General features: G+C 41.3%; 20 protein-coding genes and 1 tRNA gene. 11 read left to right on the top strand and 10 right to left on the bottom strand.

Annotation, left to right across the window (positions count from 1 at the left end):
* Nucleotides 1-27: 27 nt before the first annotated feature.
* Entirely contained in the window at nucleotides 28-957 is a 930-nt protein-coding gene (locus ES896_RS05315; protein WP_135226526.1) for a manganese-dependent inorganic pyrophosphatase, read from the bottom strand.
* Between the two features lie 303 nt (nucleotides 958-1,260).
* On the opposite strand from ES896_RS05315, the gene ES896_RS05310 reads away from it, so the two are divergent.
* From ES896_RS05310 to rplI, 3 genes are read left to right on the top strand one after another with little or no spacing between them, the layout of a single operon-like run.
* Nucleotides 1,261-2,208 carry a YybS family protein gene (locus ES896_RS05310; RefSeq protein WP_135226525.1) on the top strand — a complete coding sequence of 316 codons (948 nt, stop codon included), beginning with the start codon at nucleotides 1,261-1,263 and terminating at the stop codon, nucleotides 2,206-2,208.
* A 20-nt stretch (nucleotides 2,209-2,228) separates the two neighbouring features.
* Nucleotides 2,229-4,208 (top strand): DHH family phosphoesterase, encoded by a 1,980-nt coding sequence (locus tag ES896_RS05305; RefSeq protein WP_017359884.1) that lies wholly within the window; start codon nucleotides 2,229-2,231, stop codon nucleotides 4,206-4,208.
* Complete coding sequence (gene rplI, locus ES896_RS05300; protein WP_007497423.1) at nucleotides 4,205-4,654, top strand: 50S ribosomal protein L9; 450 nt, start codon at nucleotides 4,205-4,207, stop codon at nucleotides 4,652-4,654. The genes ES896_RS05305 and rplI overlap by 4 nt, the downstream gene beginning before the upstream one ends.
* 40 nt (nucleotides 4,655-4,694) lie before the next feature.
* Here the strand turns inward: rplI and ES896_RS05295 are convergent, their stop codons facing one another.
* The 7 genes from ES896_RS05295 to ES896_RS05265 form a co-directional block, all read right to left on the bottom strand.
* Nucleotides 4,695-5,909: a CynX/NimT family MFS transporter gene (locus tag ES896_RS05295; RefSeq protein WP_017368453.1), complete on the bottom strand. Its 1,215-nt coding sequence runs from the start codon at nucleotides 5,907-5,909 to the stop codon at nucleotides 4,695-4,697.
* A 22-nt stretch (nucleotides 5,910-5,931) separates the two neighbouring features.
* Entirely contained in the window at nucleotides 5,932-6,075 is a 144-nt protein-coding gene (locus tag ES896_RS05290) for a YycC family protein (RefSeq protein WP_008347524.1), read from the bottom strand.
* 18 nt (nucleotides 6,076-6,093) lie between these two features.
* Nucleotides 6,094-6,882, bottom strand: coding sequence for an alpha/beta hydrolase (locus ES896_RS05285; RefSeq protein ID WP_025208333.1), 789 nt, complete (start codon nucleotides 6,880-6,882; stop codon nucleotides 6,094-6,096).
* Between the two features lie 89 nt (nucleotides 6,883-6,971).
* A complete protein-coding gene (locus tag ES896_RS05280; RefSeq protein ID WP_017359887.1) occupies nucleotides 6,972-7,937 on the bottom strand; it encodes an iron-hydroxamate ABC transporter substrate-binding protein in 966 nt (321 codons plus the stop codon).
* A gap of 98 nt (nucleotides 7,938-8,035) precedes the next feature.
* A complete protein-coding gene (locus ES896_RS05275; RefSeq protein WP_135226524.1) occupies nucleotides 8,036-9,661 on the bottom strand; it encodes an AraC family transcriptional regulator in 1,626 nt (541 codons plus the stop codon).
* A 209-nt stretch (nucleotides 9,662-9,870) separates the two neighbouring features.
* Entirely contained in the window at nucleotides 9,871-10,752 is an 882-nt protein-coding gene (locus ES896_RS05270; RefSeq protein WP_007497413.1) for an alpha/beta hydrolase, read from the bottom strand.
* A gap of 487 nt (nucleotides 10,753-11,239) precedes the next feature.
* Nucleotides 11,240-12,097 carry a hypothetical protein gene (locus ES896_RS05265; RefSeq protein ID WP_046344902.1) on the bottom strand — a complete coding sequence of 286 codons (858 nt, stop codon included), beginning with the start codon at nucleotides 12,095-12,097 and terminating at the stop codon, nucleotides 11,240-11,242.
* Between the two features lie 109 nt (nucleotides 12,098-12,206).
* Between ES896_RS05265 and ES896_RS05260 the strand changes: the two genes are divergently transcribed.
* From ES896_RS05260 to ES896_RS05250, 3 genes are all read left to right on the top strand, one after another.
* The gene (locus ES896_RS05260) at nucleotides 12,207-13,163 is read left to right on the top strand and encodes a DUF4885 family protein (protein ID WP_135226523.1); all 957 of its coding nucleotides are present in this window, start codon (nucleotides 12,207-12,209) and stop codon (nucleotides 13,161-13,163) included.
* Nucleotides 13,164-13,445: 282 nt separating this feature from the next.
* Nucleotides 13,446-14,810, top strand: a complete 1,365-nt coding sequence (dnaB, locus tag ES896_RS05255) for a replicative DNA helicase (protein ID WP_003214779.1) — start codon at nucleotides 13,446-13,448, stop codon at nucleotides 14,808-14,810.
* A gap of 131 nt (nucleotides 14,811-14,941) precedes the next feature.
* Nucleotides 14,942-15,355 (top strand): VOC family protein, encoded by a 414-nt coding sequence (locus tag ES896_RS05250; protein ID WP_017359894.1) that lies wholly within the window; start codon nucleotides 14,942-14,944, stop codon nucleotides 15,353-15,355.
* A gap of 232 nt (nucleotides 15,356-15,587) precedes the next feature.
* Here the strand turns inward: ES896_RS05250 and ES896_RS05245 are convergent, their stop codons facing one another.
* Entirely contained in the window at nucleotides 15,588-16,793 is a 1,206-nt protein-coding gene (locus ES896_RS05245; RefSeq protein ID WP_056703851.1) for a cytochrome P450, read from the bottom strand.
* A 116-nt stretch (nucleotides 16,794-16,909) separates the two neighbouring features.
* On the opposite strand from ES896_RS05245, the gene ES896_RS05240 reads away from it, so the two are divergent.
* The 4 genes from ES896_RS05240 to ES896_RS05225 all read left to right on the top strand — a co-directional run bounded on the left by ES896_RS05240 (nucleotide 16,910) and on the right by ES896_RS05225 (nucleotide 20,514).
* Entirely contained in the window at nucleotides 16,910-17,512 is a 603-nt protein-coding gene (locus ES896_RS05240) for a TetR/AcrR family transcriptional regulator (protein ID WP_240688367.1), read from the top strand.
* A gap of 216 nt (nucleotides 17,513-17,728) precedes the next feature.
* Entirely contained in the window at nucleotides 17,729-19,024 is a 1,296-nt protein-coding gene (locus ES896_RS05235; RefSeq protein ID WP_007497400.1) for an adenylosuccinate synthase, read from the top strand.
* 131 nt (nucleotides 19,025-19,155) lie between these two features.
* A complete protein-coding gene (locus tag ES896_RS05230; RefSeq protein WP_135226521.1) occupies nucleotides 19,156-20,289 on the top strand; it encodes a DUF418 domain-containing protein in 1,134 nt (377 codons plus the stop codon).
* A 15-nt stretch (nucleotides 20,290-20,304) separates the two neighbouring features.
* Nucleotides 20,305-20,514 carry a hypothetical protein gene (locus ES896_RS05225; protein WP_057078799.1) on the top strand — a complete coding sequence of 70 codons (210 nt, stop codon included), beginning with the start codon at nucleotides 20,305-20,307 and terminating at the stop codon, nucleotides 20,512-20,514.
* Nucleotides 20,515-20,543: 29 nt separating this feature from the next.
* Here the strand turns inward: ES896_RS05225 and ES896_RS05220 are convergent, their stop codons facing one another.
* Nucleotides 20,544-21,068 carry a peroxiredoxin family protein gene (locus ES896_RS05220; protein WP_007497396.1) on the bottom strand — a complete coding sequence of 175 codons (525 nt, stop codon included), beginning with the start codon at nucleotides 21,066-21,068 and terminating at the stop codon, nucleotides 20,544-20,546.
* 332 nt (nucleotides 21,069-21,400) lie between these two features.
* Here ES896_RS05220 and ES896_RS05215 point away from each other — a divergent pair.
* Nucleotides 21,401-21,476 (top strand) — tRNA-Lys (locus tag ES896_RS05215).
* Nucleotides 21,477-21,480 lie beyond the last annotated feature (4 nt).

Genomic DNA, 21,480 nt, shown 5'->3' with positions numbered 1-21,480 from the left:
CTGAAGATGTCAGCAGTCTTTTTATGTTTATGAAGAAAGTGCGTCTGTTAGTGCAGGCACGACTTGTTTCTTTCTTGATACAACACTTTTGAGTAAAGCAGTGTTGTTTTCAAGTGTGACATTAAATGCTTTTTCTACTTTTGCTGCTTCAGCACCAAGGGCAAGCGCAAGAGAATCATTTTCTAGAATGTCTGTGATCACTAAAACAAATAGATCAAGACCTTTCGCTGCGATAACTTCATTGATTTTTGCTTCGATGTCAGCTTGTCTTGCTGTTACTTCAGCAATATCAACTGTATTAACTTGTGCAATTTCGACTTTGCTGTTACCTAGTGCAAATTCTTTTGCATCCAGTGTGATTAATTCTTGAACTGTTTTTTGGCTTAGGTCAGCTCCTGCTTTCAGCATATCTAAACCATATACGTCAGGGTCTACTCCTGCGATTTTTGCCAGCTCATGCGCAGCATCAACATCCTGCTGTGTGCATGTTGGGGATTTGAATAGCAAGGAATCAGAAATGATCGCAGACAAAAGCAAACCAGCGATTTCTTTTTCAATTGTGACTTGGTGCTCTTTGTACATTTTGTTTAAGATCGTTGCTGTGCAGCCAACTGGCTCAGCACGATAGTAAAGAGGTTCACTTGTTTCAAAGTTGGCAATACGGTGATGGTCAATGACCTCTGTCACTTGTACTTGATCAATATCGCTTACACTTTGTTGGAATTCGTTATGATCGACAAGAATGACTTGTTTTGTTTCGTTTGCAGCCGTTTCAATGAAACGAGGTGCTTCTTGTTTAAAGAAATCTAATGCGTATTGTGTTTCTCCATTGATTTCTCCAAGTCTGACAGCTTCTGCTTGAACGCCAATTTTGTTTTTCAGATCAGCGTAAGCGATAGCAGAGCAAATCGTGTCTGTGTCAGGGTTTTTGTGTCCGAATACGAGTGTTTTTCCCATGTGAATTCTCCTTCTTACTTTTATTGATGATGTTTCTATTCTAACAGCTTTTGACCTTGAATTCAGGGTTTATAGCTAAGAATAATCTAAAAAATTGTAACATGCTGTCTGAAAAGTTGCATGTACAAGACGATCTAAGTTGTTCCACGTGAAACGTTCTTGGAATAGCCTGCATTTTACTTGCGATTTACGGCTATGGTAAAATAAAGGTTGGGTCAAGATATGACGGAGCGTACATCGTACGTATACATAGAAGTACACATTGAGCAAGATATAGAAAAATGATTGGATTGAGGTGAAGGTGTGAAACAAACAAAAGCGTTAGTAGAAGGCGCTATCATGATCAGTATTTTTGCGGTGATGACGCTGTTTTATTTGTATGTGCCACTTTTAGCCATTATTTTCTTCATGGCTGCTCCGATTCCGATCATTCTCTATACAATCAGGCATGGCTTGAAAAAAGGAATTGCGGCTGGCGCTATTGGCATAGTGATCAGCTTTTTAATTGGGTCTATTAATGGGCTGTTAAGTGCGCCAATGTTGATTGCTGTTGGAATAGGTATGGGTGTTTTCTACAGCAGGAGGCAGCCAGGTCAGGCTATTATTACGGGTGCGCTGATCTACTTATTCAGTTTTCTCATTTACTTTGTTGTCAGTGTCCAGCTGTTTCAAGTAGATATACTGGGTGTCGCAAAGGAATCAATTGACCAAATCATGCCGATGGTAGAGAGTACCTTAAAACAATCTGGCGCTTCTGATCAGGAGATAGCAAAACAACTCAAGCAGTTTAGAGAGATGCAGGATACGGCATTAAATTCTTTACCTGTAGCGCTTTTGATTTTTGTCACGCTCATGTCTTTCGTCAATCATTGGTTTGTGCGGCCGTTGATCAAACGGTTTGTTCCAGACATGCCAGCTCTTAAGAAATTTAAGGATATGCGGCTGCCAAAAAGCATGGTATGGTATTATTTACTCACACTGCTTTTGATGCTGATTCAGCCGGAGAAAGGCAGCTTTTTATCGCTCGTGCAAACGAGTGCTTTTCAAATTTTATTTATACTGGTGCTTATTCAGGGCTTTTCTTTTATCTTCTATTATTGCCACGAAAAAAACATCTCAAAAGTGGTACCCATTTTTGCCGTCGTATTGACGATTCTCTTTCCGCCAATCGGTGTGATTGTGCGTATTATAGGGATTGCTGACATAGGCTTTGATTTAAGAGAAAAAGTAAAAACAAATAATTCACTCTGAATGTTGAGGAGTTGATATCAGTGCCAAGCTTCTATCGAAAACCTGTCATCAAGTATCCGATCTTCGCGTTAATTGTCCTTGCGGTGATCACAGTCCTCCTCAACCTTTATTTTAATTGGATCATAGGAGCGGTTGGTCTTTTAGTCCTTGCGGGTGTGCTCTACTTTTTAAAGTGGGCAGATACGCAGGTGCAAAAAGAGATTGATTCATATATTTCAACATTATCCTATCGAGTCAAAAAGGTTGGAGAAGAAGCATTAATGGAGATGCCAATTGGTATTATGCTGTTTAATGACCAGTATTATATCGAATGGACCAATCCATTTCTCGCTTCGTGCTTCCATGAAAGCACACTTGTCGGCAGATCCTTGTATGATACATTTGAATCCATTGTGCCTCTTATTAAACAAGAGGTTGAGACAGAAAATGTGACGCTGAATGACCGGAAATTCAAAGTCATTATTAAACGGTCAGAGCGCCTTTTATATTTCTTTGATGTCACGGAACAAGTGCAGATTGAAAGACAGTATGAAAATGAACGAACGGTGTTATCTTATATCTTTTTAGACAATTATGATGATGTGACGCAGGGTCTTGATGATCAGGTGCGCAGCGCGATTAATAGTGAAGTCACATCGCTGTTAAACAATTGGGCACAAGAATACGGCATTTTCTTAAAAAGAATTTCATCTGAACGATTTATGGCTGTATTAAACGAGAGCATCTTAGCAGAGCTTGAAGCATCGAAGTTTTCCATTTTAGACGAGGTTCGTGAGAAAACAGGGGCACATAGCGCCACACTTACCCTTAGTATTGGAATCGGTGCGTCTGTTCCTTCTTTAAAAGAACTTGGCGCACTTGCGCAGTCGAGTCTTGACCTTGCCCTCGGACGAGGCGGGGATCAGGTAGCGATTAAACAGCCGAATGGGAAAGTGAAATTCTACGGTGGAAAAACCAATCCAATGGAAAAACGGACACGAGTACGCGCACGGGTCATTTCACATGCTTTAAAAGAAATTGTATCTGAAAGCGGTAATGTCATGATCATGGGGCATAAGTTCCCCGACATGGACTCTATCGGTGCCTCGATCGGGATTTTAAAGGTTGCTCAGGCGAATGGAAAAGAAGGTTACATCGTCATTGATGCCAACCAGATTGGGGATAGCGTTCAACGCTTAATTAGTGAAATTAAGAATTATGAAGAACTTTGGTCCCGTTTTATCACGCCTGAGGAAGCGATGGAGCTTGCAAAGGATGACACATTGCTTGTGGTCGTAGATACACATAAACCGTCGCTTGTGATGGAAGAACGACTGCTAAATAAGATCGAAAACGTCGTTGTCATTGACCACCATAGACGTGGTGAGGAATTTATCCGTGATCCTTTACTTGTCTATATGGAGCCGTATGCTTCATCTACAGCAGAACTGGTGACAGAGCTGTTAGAGTATCAGCCGAAGAAATTGCGGATTAACATGATTGAGGCCACAGCACTTCTTGCTGGGATTATCGTGGATACGAAGAGTTTCTCCCTCAGAACGGGGTCAAGAACGTTCGATGCAGCATCCTACCTTCGTGCAAAAGGGGCAGATCCTGTCCTTGTGCAAAAGTTTTTGAAAGAGACCGTCGATCATTACATCAAACGGGCAAAGCTCATTCAGCATACAGAGCTGTATCAAAATCAGGTAGCGATTGCTTCCTTGCCGTCTGACAGATCTGAGTATTATGATCAAATTACGATCGCACAGACGGCTGATTCTCTCTTGTCGATGAGTGAGGTTGAAGCATCATTTGCTGTCGCAAGGCGAGATGACGATACGGTCTGTATTAGTGCAAGATCGTTAGGGGATATCAACGTTCAAATTATTATGGAAGCATTAGATGGCGGCGGTCATTTAACTAACGCTGCGACCCAGATTTATGGTATAACCATTGAAGAAGCGGTAGAGAAGTTAAAAGCTGCCATAGATGAATATTTCGAAGGAGGGGTTCAAAGATGAAAGTCATCTTTCTAAAAGACGTAAAAGGCAAAGGGAAAAAAGGCGAAGTCAAAAATGTAGCAGACGGATACGCTCACAACTTTCTCATCAAACAAGGGTTAGCTGTTGAAGCAACTCCAACGAACCTAAGTGCATTGGAAGGGCAGAAAAACAAAGAGAAAAAGAATGCCATCCAAGAGCTTGAGCAAGCGAAACAATTAAAAGAAACACTTGAGGCGCTGACAGTGGAACTCACTGCTAAATCAGGTGAAGGCGGTCGTCTATTTGGATCGATTACAAGCAAACAAATCGCTGATAAATTGCAAAAAGAACATCAAATCAAACTCGATAAGCGTAAAATCGAGTTGAATGATGCCATCCGTGCGCTAGGATACACAAATGTACCGGTGAAGCTTCACCCAGAAGTACAAGCAACATTAAAAGTGCACGTCACAGAACAAGCATAAACAGAAAAGAACCCGTCTCCTCGTGAGGCGGGTTCTTTGTTTATGATGGATCCGAAATATAGACGCTTCGTCCAGCACGCATACCGGATATAAACATGAAAAATAGGACGATGATAAAGATGATAATGGCTGGCGTCCATGTATGTGTCACATCAAAAAGGATACCGATCATGAATGGACCAACAGCGGCTAATAAATAACCGAGTGACTGCGCCATTCCAGAGAGGGCAGCTGCTTGTTCCATATTGGTTGTTCTTAATCCAATAAATGTGAGGGCAAGACTGATACTGGCCCCTTGTCCGACGCCGATGAATAGCACAGAGATGACAAGAATAGGCGTCGACCCTCCGAGAAGGAGTCCAATCATGCCGAGTAAATACACAAGGACAAGGCCGACGACAAGCGGTCTTTGCGTTTTTAATTTTTCTGCAAAAACGGGCGTTAAGAAGGTGGATGGCAGACCAGTGAACTGCATAATAGAGAGCATCCATCCCGCTGTCGCTAGGTTCATGCCATGTGATGTCAAAATATCAGGAAACCATGCGATACTGCTGTAGAAAAGGAATGATTGCAAGCCCATAAAAAAGGTCACCTGCCATGCGACACGTGAACGCCATATTGGCTGTTCTTTGAGTGAAATGCTTTTGACAGCCGCTGTGTTCTGATGAAGAAGCTGCGGCGCCCACACCATCATCGCAAGAAGGGCAAGTCCAGCCCAGACAAGGAATGATGTATTCCAGCCCCCAGGCATTGCATGACTGAGCGGAACGCTGACACCAGATGCAAGTGCAGCAAAAACGGACATCGATGTCGTATACACGCTTGTCATTAATCCAGCATGTGCAGGGAATTTATGTTTCACAAGTCCAGGTAAAAGCACATTACAAATCGCAATCCCGACGCCGACTAGCGCCGTTCCCATCATTAAAAAGGTGATGCTACCAAATGAACGAATGACAATCCCAAAGAGCAGGACAGCAAGCCCAAGCCAAAGTGTTCGTTCATTCCCAAGACGTTTTCCGATTTTAGGTGCAATAGGAGAAAGCAATGCGAATGAGAGCAGTGGTAATGTCGTGAGGAAACCAGCAAGTCCATTTGAAAGCTGTAAATCAGAACGAATGGCACCGATCACAGGACCAACAGACGTAATGGCTGGCCTCAGGTTAAAGGCAATGAGTAAAATCCCAGCAATCAGCAAAATGGTTTGCCCTGTACTGCGAGGATGAAATGTTGATTTTTCTAGTTGTTGTTCCATGAATGTAAACTCCTTTATTTCTTTAAGAACGATCTTTCTTCTGTTCAAGCTCCGCTAATTTAGCTAATAAGATGTGCTGCGGCATATGCATGATTTGCTCTAACGGTACATTGAGTGATGCAGCAAGCTTTTGTGCGGTATCGGCTGAGATTTGTAAAGGTCTCATGCGCAAATCCCTCCTCTTTCAATCTATACGTTCCAATATACCATATCGACTTTGTGACTTGCTGATAAAAAATTTGGGTTTTCTTTTATAAAACCACTTGATGGCCGATAAGAAATTTTTTTGAAATTGTTTCAGATGGTGGCCCTCTCCTTGTTCAATGTGAAAGTGAAGCTTTCGTTCCTGCATCCCTTTCTGTAATAAAAGATCATGGAGTTGTTTGTTGAATAAAGGCATGTGCTGTTGGGCAGATGTTTTGCCTTTCCCTTCTTCACTGCCTACAGACAAATAGACAAGGTGGTCCACAGACTGAATGCTTTGTTGTTTAGCAAACGATAGAAAATCTTGATACCAAAATGACCCGGAGAGGGACGCGATGTTTTTAAAAAGGTCAGGGTACATGAATAAGGTATAAATAGCAAAGAGTCCACCTAATGAAGCACCTACGTGGCTATGTTCATGACCGGTCTGTTTAACTGGGTATTCTCTTTTGATATATGGAAGCAAGTCATTTGCTAAAAATGACACATATGTCTGTGCCTCACCTTTAAAGTCAGGGAATCCAGAATGCAGTGATGATGCTTTCCATGGTGTATATTCGTCAAGTCGATTGAAGGGGTGTATACCGACGATGATGATTGGCGAGATGGTTTTGGCTTCAATCATGCTTTCGATCTCTAGCAGGTGGGTTCTAAACAAAGAAGAGCCATCTTGTACAAAGACAGCTGGAACATCAATAGAGGTGTCTGGTGGAAGGTAAATATCAAGCTGACGCCCGTTCAATTCGTCATATAGAAACGTTCCGTTCATGTGTATTCTCTCCTTCAAGTTTTCAAGCTCCGCTGAAAAGAAGAACAAAGGACTAAAATGTTTAGCCCTTTGTCAAGATGCGCATCTTTTTAGTTGGTTTGATCTAGCCATTTGACAGCCTGATCAAGGAAGGTGGTTTTGCTTAGTGCTGTTCCTCCCTGAAGCATAGGATCAACGACATTTTCATTGATGTGTCCATTTTTCACAGCTTTTAGGCTGTTCCAAATTTTATTTCCCTCTAAGTCCTTCAATGCATTTGGATTCGATGAGTTTTCCTCTTGGGAGAATTGAACAAAGATATAATCAGGATTGAGTTCACCTAGGCGTTCCAATGAAATCATTGCTTGTGCTTTGGCTTTTTTGATATCACTTGGTGCTGTAAATCCTAAGTCCCCATATAAAGTAGAGTTGAAGTATACGTCTTCAGGGTACACGTACAGGTCGCCCTGTCTAATGCGTAAAATGACAGCTGTTTTGTTGTTGCTTTTGTCTTTCAGGGTTTCTTTCGCTTGTTTGAGATCTTTCTGATAATCAGAAATGATGCTTTTCGCTTCTTCACTTTTTCCAGTCAGTTCACCGAGTAATAAAAGGTTGCTTTCCCAGTCGGAAGAGACATGTGATACTGGGATCGTCGTTTGAACTTTATCTAGTTTTTTAATTGTTGCAGGCGGGAACTTGGTTGATCCGAGTATCACGTCTGGTTTTAGTTTTAAGATTTTTTCTAGGTTCGGTTCTGTTTTTTCCCCAATGCCTTCTGTTTTTGCTGTAATGTCTTTAAATAATTCAGGGAAAGTGCCGCCGACAGTAGAAGCACCAATAGGCTCGATACCAAGTAGTTTTGCATCTTCCATCGATTCTAGGCTTCCAGCAATGACGACTCTTTTCACTGGTGTTTTGAGTTTGTACGTTTGATCTAAATATTTGATGTTTGTTTCTGCTGCTTCAGCTGACTTGCTTTTGGTTGTGTTTGAAGCCGGTTTATTTTCTGCAGCACCACAGGCTGCTGCGGTGATCGTCATGATACAAAGGATAAGCAATGCGAACCATTTTTTCATTTATTTTCTCCTTTAACTGATAATTGTTCTCAATTAAAGATTGTAGTAGTCATTCGTCCTTTTATCCATAGACAATGATCTGTCTAGTGATGGACTTTTTACGGAAAAAAAGATAAAAGGTCCTGAATGACTCGTTGATGACTGGCTGCTGTGTATTCACGCCAAGGGTCAGAAGCGAGTGGATAGACGGCTTGTTGCGTCACAGCCTTGAGATTTTGCCAAGCCTCCTGTTGCTTTAACTTTTGATAAAAAGCAATGGTTTTTGGTTCTTTATGCAACAAGAGGAAGATGGCATCGGGGTCTAACTGCTGTATAGAGTGAATGCTGATTTTTTTTTCTATTAGCTGTCCATCATTCTGAAAAGCTGGTAGAAGGCCAATGTCATGAAAAATTACTTCTGCCATAGTACGATTGACAGATAAGTAGAGCTGATCTTGAAAGATACGAAGAGGCAGGACGGTTCTTGGTGGATGATCAATAAGGCATGCCTTTTTCGCTTGAATGACGAGTTCTTCGTAATGAAGGAGCCATTCTTCTGCTTCCCTCGTTTCGTTTAAGAACAGAGCTGTTTGTCTGAATTGAGCGCGCCAATCCAATTGTGTGAATGGAACAAAGTGAACAGGACAGATGGTTTTCAACACTTGTTTTTCTTCCTCTGTCACATGATCATTGGCAATGATCAGCTCAGGTTGTGCTTCCTTCAATTGCTGTAAATTGGCTTCAGCGTGCTCGTAGATACGATGTGCACTCAGATGAATCGGAATTTCTTCTGCATAATGCTCAAAATCATGTGCTGTCCATTTAGGGTGAAGAGGGGCAGCATATGGGATGATATGAATGGGTGTGAGCTGACCGAGTATGGAATGACCATAGGCAGCCATTTTCCGTTGACGGCTTTTCATATAAGCAGAAGGAGTGATACCCGTTTTTTTCTTAAAGATGCGGCTAAAGTAATAGGGGTCTTGATAGCCGATGTCTTGTGCAATGTCTTTGAGCTTTGCATGACCTTTTGCCATGAACTGTTTGGCTCTAGCCAGTCTTTTCTTGGTGATATAATCAGTGACACTCACATCAAAATGCTTTTTAAATAACTCGCTGTAATGATTGGCGCTGATACCAGCCATATGAGATAGACTTGTAAGGCTGAGAGGTTCTTCGGAATGTTGATCGATATATTGTTTTGTTTTGAAAAGGGCGTGTGTTGTGTCACAAATGTCTTCTTTATGCAGTGTGAAAAGCTGCAGGATGAGCTGTTGAAAAAGGGTTTGGCTTCTAAAAAAGCTAATGGATTCAGGTTTTTGCCATTCTGTTGTCATGTCGGACAGTAAAGAATGAATGTGTTCAATCGAGCTAATATCGATAAATTGCCATACATTCAGTAAAGATTGGGCTTGTTCAGTTGATACTTCTTCTATGCTTTGACCTTGTAGCGTGTACATCTGAAAGCGAAACAGATAGAGCTCGTGTTTTTGATGTGGCTCTGTTTTCAACATAAATGTTTCCCCAGGCATCATCGTATAGAGTGTCAGATTTTTCAATCGCCATCTTTGATCATTCAATGTAAGTAAACCGCTGCCGCTTATGTTAAAGAGGAGGCAGAAAGTATCTGAAAACTGCTGCTCCGTATGTGGAAGATCTGCATTATTTATTTTTTCAGTATATGTTAATCGATAAATGCATTGTTCAGCATTTACCTTTGTACATAATTGATGATTGTTTCCCATAAAACCACCTGATCTCTTATTAATTGATAAATATTCTCAATTGAATTGTATCAGAAAGAGCTGGAAAATGGTGTGTTTATTCTGTCAAAAAAGCACCCTGATGGAGATCAGGGTGCGTAGGGTGTAGAGAAATACTTGCATTCGTTGTCCGTCCTGCGCATGTGATAAGGGCAATCTTTTGAGATAGATCACTATGTTTCGTGTGTTCACTAGCTTTTTTCCATGTCTGTGGTTGTTAAAGGATCATCATGATAGAGTGCAAAACGAAAAGCATAATTCATCAGCACCGGCAAAACGGACGTATGTCCTTCTTCAGGGAACTCGTGATAGGCAGTATGCAAGCCGTATGACGATAAAGGCAACATACGATTTGCTAGTGAATTGGCATGATCATTCATTTGACATGGATGATGTTTTTCTAACTCACCTACACCTACAAGCAGCCTGACATCCATAGGCACCTGACGTATATAGTTGGTGAATTGGTGTTCTTTTTCTAGAAATAATTTTTTGTTCCAGTGGATAGAAGGGCTCCCTGCAATATATGTCTGATAAGCATCAGGGTGCTCAAATAGTGTGTGTAATACAAAAAGACCACCAAGAGAATGCCCAAACAGTGTTTGACGACTTTGGTTGATCGGAAAGCGTTGTTCGATATAGGGCTTTACCGTCATTTCTAAAAAAGAAAAGAAAGTAGAAGCGCCGCCATATGTATGGTTGGAGAAGTCCTTTCTTTTCCTCCCAATGGAAGCATCAGGGGCGGTAAAAGTGAGATCATAATGCCTAAGCGGATGATAGGATTCTTCTGTTTGATAGCCAATTCCAACAATGATTGCAGGTATGATTCCTGTTTTTTCAGGTCTTCTTGACTGTAAACGAATGGCTTCGACCATTGTGCCAAAAAGCGAATTTCCATCAAGTACGTACATGACTGGAAAACCAGCCGCTGGAGGAGTAGCATTCGGTTTAAATATAAAAAGTCTGTATGGGTGTGCTGTGATATCCAGTTGCTCCGTCCCAGGTATAAAAAAGGGACGGCTTTCTCCGAAAAGTGAATTCTCAGTACCCATTCCTTCAGGGTGTTTCAACATATATAAAAATTCCCTTCCTCAAAATGATCCTCATATGGTGATAAAAGCAGACTTGTGAATATTGGTTGGATGAGAGTATTACTTGAAAACTTCAAATGAAAATGATTCTCAATTATCATGTGAGCAAACCAAATAATAATAGCTATTAATTATAAAGTCAAATGTTCATAAAGTTATGTAAATGTTAATTTCGCCCAATTCATTGATGCGGCCTGCTCTGCTTCTATATTTTGCGTAGGCAGCCGGTCATCGAGAAGTTCCGCCATACCAAGCACCGTCCTTTCATACAAAAATACACTACTCTTCTTTTTAACATTTTCATTCATAACAAAATGAAATGGTCAGTCGGGGTTCTGCTAGAGAGCGTGTTGAAAGAGGAGGGGCTGTTTTAAAAGTGACGAAATAACATATAACATCAAAAATGAGGCAATAAAAAAAGTAAGGGAGGTACCCTTACTTTTTGATCGTATCTGTCAACACTAGTTAATTAAAATCCATCTGTGACATCATATTCGTAACGGATATCGGCTTTGACATTGCTCATAGTAGATCTCGCCGTAGCTTTTGCGTTGTACTTAAAGTTCCATTTTTGAGCGACTCTTAATTGATCTTCCAGAGATATACGATAAGAACCACTTGTTGCAGAGGAGAAAAGTGATTGATACCAAATGTTACTTTCACTATCCATTAATTTGTGTGTGACATTCCCTTGGTTGGGTGTTTGAGTACTAGTTGTCGTAATCGATTTAACGATTGCACTTTTAGGAATAGAAGAATTGTTCGTTAAATCCATTGTAATGACAGAAGAATCAACCCCTAAAAAATTTAAAGAAGAATTTCCCAAGTTTGTAGCCGTCCCCGTAAAATTGAATGTCCCATTTCCAGATTTAATACGATCTTGAATGGAAACAGTAAAATACATATTCCCTGTATATGTACCACGGGTCACTTTCACAAAATAAGTTTCTGAAGTTGAAGTCACGTCACCAGTATTTGCAAAAATAAAGGGTGTGACTGAATCAGGATTAATGACTCTGGACCTTCCGTCCGAATTTTTTGAATTATACACCTCGATTTTCATACCTGTATATTGCTTATTATACGAACTTCGGACATAAACTCTTTCACCTTTATTGATCGTAAACTGATAATACGCTTCATTTTCACCTTCAGGTAAGATTGTCGTGTCTGAACGACTATTTTTCCAATATCCCATTGAACTTGCAGTGTTAGGACTGTTATTCCCCGTAATTGCTGCTTCTGCTGACGTAGGTGCGAAAAAACTAGTAACAAGCGCCAATAATAATGCTGGTAATAATAAACGTTTAAAGATCGTATTTGTCATATATTAACCCTCCTTGTAATAATTACTATATCGACATTAAACTAACAAATTTTAACTGAAATGCCGATATATTTAATAATCACTATTTTCTTAAAAAAGGAGAATCAAAATGAATATTAATACGTCATACACAGCCAGTGCTTCAAACAATCTGAACCAAATAGACTCTAAAGGCCAATCAGCTATTAAAAGTACAAATGAAGTGATGACCGAATCTGATAGACGGATGAAAATATTAGATGAAAAATACGAAAAAATAAATGAACAAAATAAACGATTCAAAGATCCTCATGGTCATATATTTGATAAGTATCGAAATCCATACTCTCCTTATTTCAGAAGTGACCTAACCAAACCAGAAAGAGAAGCGGCTTACTCTATTGAAATTGGCTGGGCTAATAATGGAACAGGAGGACATTATAATTCTAATGATGCCGCCTTCCGTAATGAAAAACGGTACGATCCTACCCAAGAAAGTGTAGAAAAGAAACTATTAAATCGTCAAAAGGTGAATGAACAACTGCAAGCTTTGTTTTCTACCAATGGTTTGAACATTCCTAAAAACGCCAATTTAACTTTTACCATTGACCCAAATCATTTCAAATTAGTGGTGAGTGGATCAACTGATGAATCACTGATCAACCAAATAGAAGACATATTAAATACAAGCAACAATACAAGAGAACTATTTTTCCATATTATGAAAAGTAGAAATGATGATTCGACTCAATTCACGCCGGATTCACTTGCAAAGTTCCACCTTGTCAATCAAATCAAAACGGTGACAGGCTACAATTTAAAAGATTTAAGCATTGTAAACGGTCAATTTGTAACGGATACCGGAGCGAATATTTTCGATATCTACAAAGAAGAACTTCTGAAAAATCCATACACAGCAGAAAATGCCCGCATTGCTGCATCACATTATGGTGCACAGCTCTTTGACTTAGCCAAAAACGGATATGATTCTATTCCCGATTTGGTGTTATCTATTGGGTATGAAAACGGGTCTTTATATGACATTGGACAAAAGGTGAATTACGGAGTTAAGAAAACGATAGATTAAAAAACGCACCTGATATTTTCAATATTTGATCATGTGCGTGTACATGCCATGTTGGAGTATCGATCACATGTGTGAACAACAGCTACAAATTCCATTAGCGATACAAAGGACTCTATAACAATTTATGTTACAGAGTCTTTTCTATTTGAAGTGTGTTGTTTCGCTGTTCAACAAAACATCGACATGGTAATTTTGACTATAGTTGATGTTTTTCACTTTTTTATTGATGAAAATGTTAAAATGATGAGTAGCGTATTTTTTTATGAAAGGACGGTGCTTGGCATGACGGAACTTCTCGATGACCGGCTGCCGCCGCAAAATATAGAAGCCGAGCAGGCCGTATTAGGTGCTGTTTTTTTAGAACCATCTGCGCTAACGCTCGCTTCTGAAGTATTAATTCCAGAGGATTTCTATAGAATGTCGCATCAAAAGATTTACAATGCGATGCTTGTACTTGGTGATAGAGGGGAACCGGTTGACCTTGTCACGGTGACATCAGAACTTGCCAATACAGACTTACTAGAAGAGGTAGGCGGGATTTCGTATTTAACCGATATTGCGAACTCTGTCCCAACTGCCGCAAACATTGAATATTATGCAAAAATCGTGGAAGAAAAATCCATTTTAAGACGTCTGATCCGTACAGCGACAACCATTGCACAAGATGGATATACGCGTGAGGATGAAGTAGAAGATCTATTGAGTGATGCTGAAAAAACCATTATGGAAGTGGCTCAGCGTAAAAACTCAGGAGCTTTCCAAAACATTAAAGACGTTCTTGTTCAGACATATGATAATATTGAACAGCTTCATAATCGAAAAGGTGATATCACTGGGATTCCAACGGGTTTCTCAGAGCTTGACCGGATGACAGCTGGCTTCCAGCGAAATGACTTGATTATTGTAGCCGCTCGTCCGTCCGTAGGGAAAACAGCCTTCGCGTTAAATATTGCCCAAAACGTCGCGACCAAGACGGATGAAAGTGTCGCCATCTTTAGTTTAGAGATGGGTGCTGAGCAGCTGGTCATGCGTATGCTTTGTGCCGAGGGAAATATCAATGCACAAAACCTAAGAACCGGTAATCTCACAGAAGAGGACTGGGGTAAGCTGACAATGGCGATGGGTTCGCTATCAAACAGTGGGATTTTCATTGATGATACACCTGGTATTAGAGTCAGTGAGATTCGCTCGAAATGCCGCCGTTTGAAGCAAGAAAACGGACTTGGCATGATCCTGATTGACTACTTACAGCTCATCCAAGGGAGTGGCCGATCAAGCGATAACCGTCAGCAAGAGGTATCTGAAATTTCTAGGGCTTTAAAGTCACTAGCAAGAGAACTTGAAGTGCCGGTCATTGCCTTATCACAGCTTTCTCGTGGGGTAGAGCAGCGTCAGGACAAACGTCCGATGATGTCTGATATTCGTGAATCAGGAAGTATTGAGCAGGATGCCGATATTGTGGCGTTCCTTTATCGTGATGATTACTATGACAAAGAATCAGAGAATAAGAACATTATTGAAATTATTATTGCAAAACAGCGTAACGGTCCAGTTGGAACGGTGTCACTGGCATTCGTAAAAGAATATAACAAATTCGTCAACTTAGAAAGAAGATTTGACGATGCGGGTGTTCCGCCCGGTGCTTAAAGCCCAGCTCAAGAAGCTGGGCTTTTTTTGATCCATCTACATCGAAAGAATGACTGAAAAACAGTCGAAATGAGGAGGAGTGGAAGAAAAAGAGAGCGTATACTAAAAGGAGAGAAAAGGAGTGATGACTGATGAAGTTTCAACAATTCGAAGCCGCTCAATTACGCATCGCACGTCCGACCGTCAACATGAAAGAGGTTGTTTCTTTTTATGAAGAAGGTTTAGGGCTGAAACGAATAGGCTCATTTGATCAGCATGAAGGGTATGATGGGGTCATGCTTGGGCTTCCTCACCAGCATGTTCATCTGGAAATCACCAAACATGAAGAAGACGAAAGCTTGCCTGTTCCCCACCCAGAGCAGCTGCTTGTATTCTATATTCCGGATGAAGAAGAATTTCAGCAGATGAAAAAGAGACTGATTGCATTTGGCGGACGGCATGTCACCTCTACGAACCCGTACTGGGATCGAGGAGGCGTGACGATTGAAGATCCAGATGGATATCGAGTGGTGCTCATGAATACAGAAGGAATTACACCTGATTAAGAAAGACTCCCATCTCGTGGGAGTCCCAGCGTGTAGACAAACCCTCGCATTCGGTGTCAGTCCTGCGTGCTGGTGCTCACGAATGATAAATTCGCTCCGCGCCAGTACTCGTCCTTCCTAGGGCTGCAAAGGTTTTCTATCACGCTGAAAAGAAGACAAAGGGCTAAAATCAACACCATTTTAGCCCTTTGTCAACAACCTGAGACTCCCATCTTGTGAGAGTCTCAGATTGTTAGGAACGAGGCGTGACACGGAGCTTCAGTTCTTTTAGTCCATACATACCGCTGCTTGTCATTGGGACGTAAGAGAGAAGCTCTAGTGATTCATATCGTGACTGTATGGCTTTGATGGCAGTGTATGCTTCCAGGCGAGCAAGAGGTGCGCCTAGGCAGAAATGAATGCCATGGCCAAAGCCAATATGGGGATTAGGGTGCCTGTGTATATCGTACTCATGTGCGTTTGGAAATTGACGCTCATCCCGGTTCGCAGAAGCAAGAAAGACAATCACACTGTCTCCCTTTTTCAAGACTTTTCCTCCAAGTTCGGTGTCTTCTGTGACATACCGGACGATGGTAGGCGCAGGGGCACGAAAACGGACAGCCTCCTCCACAGCTCGAGGAATGAGGTCAGGTGATTGAGCGAGCGCTTCATACGACCCCGGATTTTCTAACAAACTAAAGATCATATTGGAGATCAGGTTGGTGGTCGTTTCGTTGCCTGCTAACAGGAGAAGATTGCAGAAAGGAATTAATTCGTCTGCGGACAGCTTATCTCCATCTTCCTCCGCTTGGATTAAAAGCGAAATCAAATCCTCACTAAGGTTCTGCCGCTTCTCTTCAATGATGTCAGCAAAAAACGCCATCATGTCCGCTTCGCTTTGATCCCGTGTTTTTTGCCATTCAACGACATCTTTTTCATGTTCACTTTTAGGCATGCTGACGAGAATATCGGACCATTCTTTAAAGGATTGTTTATGTTCTGTTGGCACACCTAAAAGCTCTGCAATGACTATGACAGGAAGCGGATAGGAGATGTCTTGAACAAGATCAATCTCTTCCTTACCTTCTATTTGTGCAATGAGATCATCCATTAACTCTTGAATGCGTGGTTCCCACAATTTCATCACCCGGGGTGTAAAGGCTTTGCTCACAATGGAACGGATTCGTGTATGTTTTGGCGGGTCCATCATGACCATTGTTTTCATCAGTGAATGTTTCCGGTGGTCTTGAGGAGGTTGACTAGAAAAGGTATCTTTATCGATGGTGACGCGCTTTGCTTCTTCATAGGTGAAGACACTCCATGTTTGGCTGTGTTCATCAAAATGAACAGGGGATTCTTGACGCATTTTGGCGTACCAATCAAATGGGTGATACGGGTCCTGCTTATTTTTCCCTCTTAATAACGCTTTCTGAACGGCACTAGGTGTTGTTGTTTCCATGATCATCACTCCTTATGGGTTGTCAGATGATTCCTTTTTTTCACTGTGTTAGATTTAAAGGTAATTCATCAGGAGAAAGGATTCAACCAACAGAAAAGAGAAATCTGTTGAAGAAAATGGGAAGGGGAGAGCGGCTTGTGGCGGACTGCTACAGAGGGGATAAGCGCACAACTGAATCAAAGCAACAATTAAGAAAAGCGTTATTTCAGTTATTAAAGGAGAAGGAATGGGGGAAGATTTCTGTACAAGATTTGACGAACAAGGCAGGAATCCATCGCACCACCTTTTATCAGCATTATGAGGATAAGTTTGACTTGGCTCAGCAGGTCATGGATGAGATGTTTGATGTCATGAAAACCGCTATTTTTGCTCCTGTACATGAAAATGAGTGGAAGAGCGATCATGCAGCATATGTGTATATTTACCGCTTTTATCAGCATTTGCAGGAACATGAAGAGGAGTATCAGATTCTCTTGAAAAGGGGAAGAGAGCTTAATGTTCATCAGACGGCCAGTGCTTTTTTTGAAGAAAGCTTTACTTTAGGGCTAGAAGAAGTCACAGGTTCAACACCTGATCCACAACACGTTCCTCTCGAGATGCAGAAGCAATTTGTCATTTCTGCTTATGTTGGAACAGCTGAGTGGTGGCTGAGAAAAGGTAGACCATACTCACCCGACTTTATGGCAAGTTCGATGATTCAATTGATTGAAAATCACTGAACAAACGGAAATGAGAAAAACAGTAATTTTGATCGAAATCTTCTTGTTCAAGCGTAGAATGAGCAATTAAAGCGCTTTTCCTCACATGTAAAACGAACAAAATTTGATTTCGAGATATTAATGTTCGGATTTCACGTTGACTTTTTCATTGTCCATTGATAAAATAAATGTGTTTGAAAGAGATAACGTTTTGAAAGGTTAACGGAGGTGCACGATATGTCTTCAGTAGTCGTAGTAGGTACGCAGTGGGGTGACGAAGGGAAAGGGAAAATTACCGATTTCCTTTCAGAAAATGCAGAGGTGATTGCCCGTTATCAAGGGGGAAACAATGCAGGTCACACAATCAAATTTGATGGAGTGACTTACAAGCTACACCTCATTCCGTCCGGTATTTTTTACAAAGAGAAAACTTGTGTCATCGGTAATGGAATGGTGGTTGATCCTAAAGCGTTGGTCACTGAGCTTGCGTATCTTCACGAACGGAATGTGAGTACAGATAACCTCAGAATCAGCAATAGAGCCCATGTCATTCTGCCTTATCACTTAAAATTGGACGAGGTAGAAGAAGAGCGGAAAGGGGCTAACAAGATTGGTACGACGAAAAAAGGAATCGGACCAGCTTATATGGACAAAGCTGCCCGCGTCGGAATCCGTATCGCAGATTTATTAGATCGTGAAGTATTTGAAGAGAAGCTTGCACGTAATCTAGAAGAGAAAAATCGTCTTTTAGAGAAAATGTACGACACAGAAGGCTTCAAAATTGAAGATATTTTAGATGAGTATTATGAATATGGTCAGCAAGTGAAAAAATATGTCGTGGACACATCTGTTGTATTGAACGATGCTCTAGATGAAGGCCGCCGTGTTCTTTTTGAAGGGGCACAAGGCGTTATGCTTGATATCGATCAAGGGACATATCCGTTCGTGACGTCATCTAACCCAGTGGCTGGAGGCGTGACGATTGGTTCTGGTGTAGGTCCTACGAAAATTCAACATGTGGTCGGCGTATCAAAAGCTTACACAACTCGTGTAGGTGATGGCCCATTCCCGACAGAACTCCATGATGAAATTGGCGATCAAATCCGTGAAGTTGGCCGTGAATACGGTACGACAACTGGCCGCCCGCGCCGTGTTGGTTGGTTTGACAGTGTTGTTGTCCGTCATGCACGCCGTGTGAGTGGAATTACAGATTTATCTCTTAACTCCATTGATGTACTGACAGGGATTGAGAAATTGAAAATCTGTGTTGCTTATAAATTGAACGGAGAAATCACTGAAGAATTCCCAGCAAGTCTAAATGAATTAGCGAAATGTGAACCTGTCTACGAAGAAATGCCAGGTTGGACAGAGGATATTACAGGCGTGAAGAATTTAAGTGAACTGCCTGCAAATGCCCGTCATTACTTAGAGCGCATTTCACAATTAACAGGTATTCCACTTTCTATTTTCTCAGTCGGACCAGACCGTTCCCAAACGAACGTTGTCCGCAGCGTGTACCGTCCATCATTATAGACTGATCAGACACCAGTAAAATCACACATTTTACTGGTGTTTTTTTGTTTAAATATTCCTTAATTTCTACGGAACGCTCTTCCTGTCATTACCAAAATGTGATAACTGTATAAAAGGGAAGGAGCGTTCTAGTGAAAGAAAGAATACGATTATTAGATATTTTACGAGGTTTTGCGATATTAGGCACATTGGGTACAAACGTCTGGTTTTTTGCGTACGCAGGGGATACCTTTGCGACAGATCAGATTGCGGATGAATATGAAAATGGCAGTTTTCTTGAAAGTCTTGTCTCTATGTTCGTTTATGGCAAAATGCTATCGCTGCTCACGATCATGTTTGGTGTAGGGCTAGAGCTGAAATACCAGCAGGCGAAAAGAAAAAATACGACTTGGCCGGGTACATATTTATGGATTCTTTTATTCTTATTGATTGAAGGCTTTGTCCATTTTGCGCTAGTGATGGAATATGATGTGCTCATGAGTTACGCCGTCACGGGTTTGCTTGTGGCGTTTATTGTCCGTGGAGGAAGTCGGCGCATCAAAAAAGGCATGATTGTCTCGGGTGTCATTCATTTGTTGGTGACGGCTTTTCTCGTTGTATTTTCTTTCTCTGAATTGGAAACTGAATCCTATGACGGGAGCAGTGAACCAGCGTACGAAGAACAACTGCCGGAGACATGGATATCTCAAGTTCAAGACCGATTACAGCACTTTTTGATGTACCGAGAAGAAGCGATCTTTATTATCCCAATGAATACCTTTTTGTTTTTATTAGGTGTGCGGATGATGAGAGCCGGTGTATTTTATGCAAATGAGCGTGGGCAAACTCTGCGGAAAACATTATTTAGAATGGGTTTGTGGATTGGACTGCCGCTGAATGCGCTCGTCTTCGTACCAAATGACATAGTAGAATTTGTGGTGCGCTATGTGTTTTCACCATTCCTCTCTATATTCTATATTGCTGTTGTGGCGAAGCTTTTAGCACGGACGGAATCATGGTTCATGTGGACTTGGTTTGAATATGTAGGAAAAATGGCGCTTAGCTGCTATATCCTGCAAAATGTCATCTGCTCGCTTCTTTTTTATAGCTGGGGATTGGGTCTTGGCGGGCAAATCAACGCCCCCCTTATCGTCTTGTCATGGCTGTTCATTTCACTTCTGCAAATTGCCATTTCAGCCCTTTGCTTAAACGTCTGGCGGATTGGACCAATGGAGTATATCCGATCACGGGCACTTCGCCGTGTGACAATGAAGAAAGCATCTTAAAGGGGAATAGATACAATGTTTTTCAAAAAAACCACGAAAAGAGAACAAGCCAATGCACAAAAAGCAGCTGTAACAGCATTTGTCTTTTATCTTCTCGCATTAGGAGGACATGCGCTGTACATGTATTTCCAGGGTAATAAACCACCTGTCACTTTTATCATTCTCATGGCGGGTCTCTTTGTTTTTTTCACCGCAGATTGGCTATATAATAAAAGGCATTCATAAAAAAAGCCCTCATCACGAGGGCTTTTTCCTTACTTCAGGCTTTTATACTGGCCTTTTAAATTTTTACGAATGTATTGAATGATTTTGCGCAGTTCGTTGGCATGCGGTCTGCCAAATGGACTTGTTTGTCTTTGCTGATAGAGGACTTGGCCTTTTTCATTTAATAAGAAATAAGCAGGTTCTCCGTGCACCCCATGATCTTCGTATGGGGCATCTTCCCCGTGATAGAAGACTTCATAGGCTTTCAATGATGTGAGGTCTTGGTCAGACATGATGGGGAAAGAAAGTCCCTCTTTGTCTGCAAATTCTTTCAAGTCTTCAGGGTTATCCGTTGAGATCGTCATTAAGTGAATATCCTTGTCTTGAAAATAGGATTGCTGTTTTTCCAGCTCTTTTAATTCCTCGACACATACTGGGCACCATGATCCTCTAAAGAAAACGATAAGGTGCCAGCTTTGATGCTCCTCTAAATGTTTGTAAAACTCAATGTGATCGCCCTGCACTGTTGGCAGTGAAAAATCGGGCATTTTATCTCCTAATTTAAATGAACTCATCCTATGCTTCCTCCTTTTTCAATCACCATGCTGTTTGTTTCTTGTATAACCAATATTGGTCGGAATCAAACGTTTCTGTGTGCTGGATTGGGCAGTAGCCATTGATTGAATGAAGGCGCTTGCAGGATTAGGCGGTTTAACAGAAGATATCAAATCCGACACTTTTTTTAAAAAAATGTCGAAAAACGTATTGCCATATGTAATTACTCTATGATATTATAAATCTCGTTGTTGCAAAGGTCTCTGAAACTTGTTAAGATGCGATTTTCCAGCTTTTAAAGCGATTGGTTTGACGCAGTACAACTTCTTCAGAATTACTTTTCACAAACCGAGAGCCATTAGCTCAGTTGGTAGAGCATCTGACTTTTAATCAGAGGGTCGAAGGTTCGAGTCCTTCATGGCTCACCATGTT

The organism is Bacillus sp. 005/A4HT-01/001, from assembly GCF_004634445.1.
In the GTDB taxonomy this organism is placed as follows: Bacteria; Bacillota; Bacilli; order Bacillales; family Bacillaceae; genus Bacillus; species Bacillus altitudinis.
This window is presented reverse-complemented; position numbering and strand designations above follow the sequence as displayed.